Origin of the sequence: Streptomyces sp. NPDC059456 (assembly GCF_042750055.1) — a bacterium.
In the GTDB taxonomy this organism is placed as follows: Bacteria; Actinomycetota; Actinomycetes; order Streptomycetales; family Streptomycetaceae; genus Streptomyces.
In genome coordinates this window covers 1-4,173 of sequence record NZ_JBHYVA010000728.1, presented here as the reverse complement: position 1 = coordinate 4,173, position 4,173 = coordinate 1, and the positions used below count along the sequence as shown (strand labels likewise).

At 74.0% G+C, this 4,173-nt stretch carries 6 protein-coding genes; 2 read left to right on the top strand and 4 right to left on the bottom strand.

Annotated features, from left to right (window positions below; translation table 11 throughout):
- Nucleotides 1-56: 56 nt before the first annotated feature.
- From ACFXA3_RS37280 to ACFXA3_RS37270, 3 genes are all read right to left on the bottom strand, one after another.
- Nucleotides 57-203 carry a hypothetical protein gene (locus ACFXA3_RS37280; protein ID WP_385194788.1) on the bottom strand — a complete coding sequence of 49 codons (147 nt, stop codon included), beginning with the start codon at nucleotides 201-203 and terminating at the stop codon, nucleotides 57-59.
- 83 nt (nucleotides 204-286) lie between these two features.
- Complete coding sequence (locus tag ACFXA3_RS37275; protein ID WP_385194785.1) at nucleotides 287-1,153, bottom strand: NAD(P)H-binding protein; 867 nt, start codon at nucleotides 1,151-1,153, stop codon at nucleotides 287-289.
- Entirely contained in the window at nucleotides 1,150-1,635 is a 486-nt protein-coding gene (locus ACFXA3_RS37270; protein WP_385194782.1) for a nuclear transport factor 2 family protein, read from the bottom strand. The genes ACFXA3_RS37275 and ACFXA3_RS37270 overlap by 4 nt, the downstream gene beginning before the upstream one ends.
- A gap of 86 nt (nucleotides 1,636-1,721) precedes the next feature.
- On the opposite strand from ACFXA3_RS37270, the gene ACFXA3_RS37265 reads away from it, so the two are divergent.
- Complete coding sequence (locus ACFXA3_RS37265) at nucleotides 1,722-2,351, top strand: TetR/AcrR family transcriptional regulator (protein WP_385194779.1); 630 nt, start codon at nucleotides 1,722-1,724, stop codon at nucleotides 2,349-2,351.
- A gap of 114 nt (nucleotides 2,352-2,465) precedes the next feature.
- On the opposite strand, the gene ACFXA3_RS37260 is transcribed toward ACFXA3_RS37265, so the two are convergent.
- Entirely contained in the window at nucleotides 2,466-3,407 is a 942-nt protein-coding gene (locus tag ACFXA3_RS37260) for a poly-gamma-glutamate hydrolase family protein (protein ID WP_385194776.1), read from the bottom strand.
- A gap of 153 nt (nucleotides 3,408-3,560) precedes the next feature.
- On the opposite strand from ACFXA3_RS37260, the gene ACFXA3_RS37255 reads away from it, so the two are divergent.
- Nucleotides 3,561-4,173, top strand: a 613-nt coding sequence (locus tag ACFXA3_RS37255) for an AMP-binding protein (protein ID WP_385194773.1), incomplete at its 3' end; no start/stop codon positions are given.

Here is a 4,173-nt window from a genome sequence, read left to right as displayed (position 1 = left end):
GCCTTATTGGGTGTGTCCCACTCCCGGGCGGCTCCGTCGAGCACCGGTTCGCCCCTCTAAACCCCGCTGGAATCGACCCTACCGGGCCCCAGGCCCGCGACGACCTCGCGGGCGACCGCCGGGTAATCACCCAGTGCCCACATCGTCCGGTGCTTCGCCTTGAGCGCGCGGTCAGCGTCGCGCGCGTCCGCCGTCTCGGTCATGCCGTCCGCCTCCTTCGCCTGGTGCCGTGTCCCCCTCCTTCGAGCATAGGAACCCGCCCGGGCCCCAGCCCGGCGAGCGGGCGTCAGTGCGCGCCGCGCAGCTCCCGCTCGGCAACGGCGCGGAAGCTGCGCGCCGGCCGTCCGGTGAGGCGCTGCACGCAGTCGGTGACCCGGTCCTCCGCTCCCTCCGCGATGGCCCGGTCCATGCCCGCCAGCATCGCGGCGAACTCCCCGGGCATCAGTGCGGCGAGCCGGTCGCGCATCTCCTCGTAGGAGAGGCTGTGGTGGACCACCGGCCGCCCCGTCACCTCGGCGACGATCGCGGCGACGTCGTCGTAGCTCAGGGCCTCCGGTCCGGTCAGCACGAGGTCGGTGTCGGGGGAGCGGACGTCGGTGAGTGCGCGGACGGCCACGGCCGCGATGTCCTCGGCGTCGACGAACGCGACCCGGCCGCGGCCGGTGGCGGTCAGGATCGTGCCGTCGGTCCGGATGCGGCGGGCGTGCTCGTGGCCGCCGGTGAAGTTCTGCATGAACCACGACGGACGCAGCACCGCCCACTCGTCGAAGATGTCCGGCAGCGCCTGGTGCACCAGGCCCACGGCCGGCCCGCCGTTCTCGATGGACGAGGCGCTCAGGAGCACCGCGCGCCGTACGTCGGCGGCGCGGGCCCGGCGCAGGAACGGCAGGACGACCGCTGCGGGGTCGGGATCGCCCACGGGCGGGACCACGTAGACGCGGTCGACGCCGGTGAGGGCGGCGGCGTGGGTGCCGGGGTCGTACCAGTCGAAGCGGACCGGCTCGGCTCCCGCCACCGGGGTGCCGCTGCGGCCGGCGGCCTTGACCGTGTGACCGGCGGCAGCCAGCCCTGCGACGGTGCGGCTGCCGGTGGTCCCTGTGGCGCCGATGACGAGCACGGCCGCGCCGGGGGTGGCGGCGCCGGCCCGGCTCATCGGGAGCTCCCGGCGAAGTCGGTACCGGATTCGGTGAGGGCGAGCGGATTCCAGTAGTCCCGGTAGGAGGTGAACCGTCCGTTCTCGGCCGTCACGACGGCGATGTAGGTCATGTCGAAGGGGCGGCCGCTCTGCACCAGCCGGCCCACGCCCCGCATCTCGACCACGATGGTCCGCGGATCGGCGGTCCGGTGGATGCGCAGGTCGGCGTCGGGGAAGTCGTGCAGGTCGATGTGGTCGGGGTACGGGCGCATGTAGTCGGCGATCGCCTCCCGGCCGTCCAGCCGCGCGGGCCGGCCCGGAGGCGCGAAGGGGAACTCCATCACCCCGTCCTCGGCCCACAGGCCGACCCAGCCGGGGATGTCCTTGGCGAGCAGGAGGCGCAGGCCGTGGCGGTACAGGTCGGCCGGGGACGGTGATCCGGGTGGTGACGCGGGCGGCGATGCGGGAGCGGGGACGGGCGCGGGCACGGGTGCGGACATGGGTGTTCTCCGTCTCGTAGAATGCGGACCCGGGGTCCGCTTCAACAATACGGACCCAGGGTCCGTTTTTCAATTGGAGGAACCTCGTGCCCGAGCCCGAGCGCAAGCCCCGCAAGGACGCGGCCCGCAACCGGCAAGCCGTCCTCGAAGCCGCCGACGCCCTCTTCGCGCGCTCCGAAGGCCCCGAGGAGCCCACGACGGCCGACATCGCCGCAGCGGCCGGCGTGGGCAAGGGCACGCTCTTCCGTGCCTTCGGCGACCGCGCCGGCCTGCTCCGTGCGCTGTACGAAGCCCGGCTCGAACCGGTCCGGGAGGCCGTGGAAGCCGGCCCGCCGCCCCTCGGACCCGCCACGCCGCCCCAGGAGCGCGCAGTCGCCGTACTGGACGCCGTCCTGTGCTTCAAGCTCGACAACCGCCGCCTGGCGCTGGCCCTGGAGGAGAGCGGGACCGGCAGTCCGTACCAGGCCGGGCACTACGCGCGCTGGCACGCCCTGCTCCGGTCCGTGCTGGAGCGGATCCCGGGCCTCGCCGACGCCGACTTCACCGCCCACGCCCTGCTCGCCGCCACCCGGGCCGATCTCGTCGAACGGCTGGCCGGCCGGGAGGACGCGCAGCGCGACCGGCTGCGGGCCCAACTGGCGGGCTACGTCACCAGAGTGGTGGGCCCGCCCCCGGCCCCGGACGGCCCGGCCCCGGACGGCCCGGACTCGCGCTGACCCGCACGCGCCCGACGGCTGTGGCATGCCCGTCCGGATGACCGGTGACCCGGTCGACGACCGGTCGTTCGCCACGGCGCGGCAGCCGGGTCCGGCCGGGCGACCGCCGTGGCGTCAGGCGCCGGTGGGCGGCAGGGACTTGGACCGGCCCAGCTCGTGCCAGTCGATGGCCTCACGAACGGCCTGGGTGAAGCCGTCCCAGAAGTGGGCCTCGTTCTTGCTGCCCGTGCCGGCCGTCCTCCTGCGCTTCTCCCCGCCGTCGAACTCTCCGAACATCGCCCGGCGGAGTTCCGTGGAGATCTCCAACTGCGCCCCGGCGCCCGTGCGCGTGCGGTTGACGAAGTTCGCCGGGTCGTCGCCGTTCAGCTCGGAGTCGGCGCCCGCGAGCGACACCTTCACGGAGAGGGCGGGGTCGTCGGTGCGCAGCCGCAGCCCGTACTTGTCGAAGGCCCAGGCCAGGGTGGCCATCAGCCGTCGGTCGCGACCTCCGATGAGGATCTGCTTGGCAGGTCCCGTCTTGGGCTGGAACCCGTGCAGGGACACGGCGTACAGGTTGTTGTCGGCGACCGCCAGCGCCGCCGGGTCGTCGCAGTGGGCCGACGTGACGTGCAGCGCGTCGTCGGAGACCAGCGCCTCGAACATCCAGTAGTCACGCTGCACCAGGCCGGACACCGCGGGCACGGTGGTCCCCGGATCCTCCTTGTGCGAGTAGCCGGCGATCGCGAGGCACAGCTCACTCGTACCCGCCTCGATGGCGCCGCCGTGCGGAGCCAGGACGGCCGTACTGCGGACGGGGCCGCTCGACGCCTTCAGATGGTCGCTGAACTCGGACCGGGCACCGCACCGGAAGCGACGCATCCAGTCGGTGCCCTCCTTGAACTCGCTGCTGCTGTACAGGGAGGTGTTCGAATCGAAGTGCTCCACGACGGGCGAGGCGGTGCTGCCGTCGGCCGCGACGGCCGTGCTGCCGTTCCCCGCCATGTCGTTGAGCAGGGGCAGGGTGGCGGCGGCCGCCGCCATGGAGGTCAGGATGCTGCGTCGACTGGTGAAATCCATGTGTTGATCATCGTTGACGATCCGCTCCACGGGTACGGGGGCGCCCGGGTCGGCCGCAGGGGCTACGGTCGGAGGGAAGACCGGACGGGTACGGGTCGGGGCGGTCCCGGGCGGGGCGAGTGCCGGTCGGGACGGGCTGGGAGGCGGGTGCAGATGGTTGCGCGGTATGTCGCGGACCTGATCGGTGCGTTGGAGCGGAACGCGGAGCGGCCCGCGATCGGGGCCGGTCCCGTCGTCATGGCGTTCTCCGAGGTGCTGGCCGATACGTACCGGCTCGCGGCCGGCCTCGACGAGCTGGGAGTCCGGCGCGGGACGGGAGTGGCCTGCGTGACGGGTGAGAACCGGCCCGAGGCGCTGTTGGTGCGGCTGGCCGTCCACGTGCTGGGCGCGCGGCTCACCCAGGTGATCGTCGGTCCCGCCACCCACGGCCTGGACTTCGTGCTGCGGGACAGCGCGCCGGTGCTGGTGGTGCACGACACCCCGGTGCCGGACACCGGGGCGGCGCGCATCGGGCTGGCGGCACTGCTGCGGCTGGCCCGCGCCCGGGAAGGCCGGCCGGTGCCCGTACGGGCGCGTGAGGACGACGTGGCGCGTGTGACCTATACCGGCGGCACCACGGGCCGGCCCAAGGGCGTGGCCTCCACCTTCGCCGCGATGGCGGACCGGACCGCCGCGCGCGGCACGGGCGGCGGACCCGCGGATTCGGTCCACCTGGCCCGGTCCCCCCGCGCCCCGCCCACCCGCGGCGGCGGGCGGGGGCACCCGC

What these genes read in the sequence shown, in the direction of transcription:
- ACFXA3_RS37280 (WP_385194788.1), bottom strand. Translation starts at nt 203, where the DNA reads ATGACCGAGACGGCGGACGCGCGCGACGCTGACCGCGCGCTCAAGGCG.
- ACFXA3_RS37275 (WP_385194785.1), bottom strand. Translation starts at nt 1,153, where the DNA reads ATGAGCCGGGCCGGCGCCGCCACCCCCGGCGCGGCCGTGCTCGTCATC.
- ACFXA3_RS37270 (WP_385194782.1), bottom strand. Translation starts at nt 1,635, where the DNA reads ATGTCCGCACCCGTGCCCGCGCCCGTCCCCGCTCCCGCATCGCCGCCC.
- ACFXA3_RS37260 (WP_385194776.1), bottom strand. Translation starts at nt 3,407, where the DNA reads ATGGATTTCACCAGTCGACGCAGCATCCTGACCTCCATGGCGGCGGCC.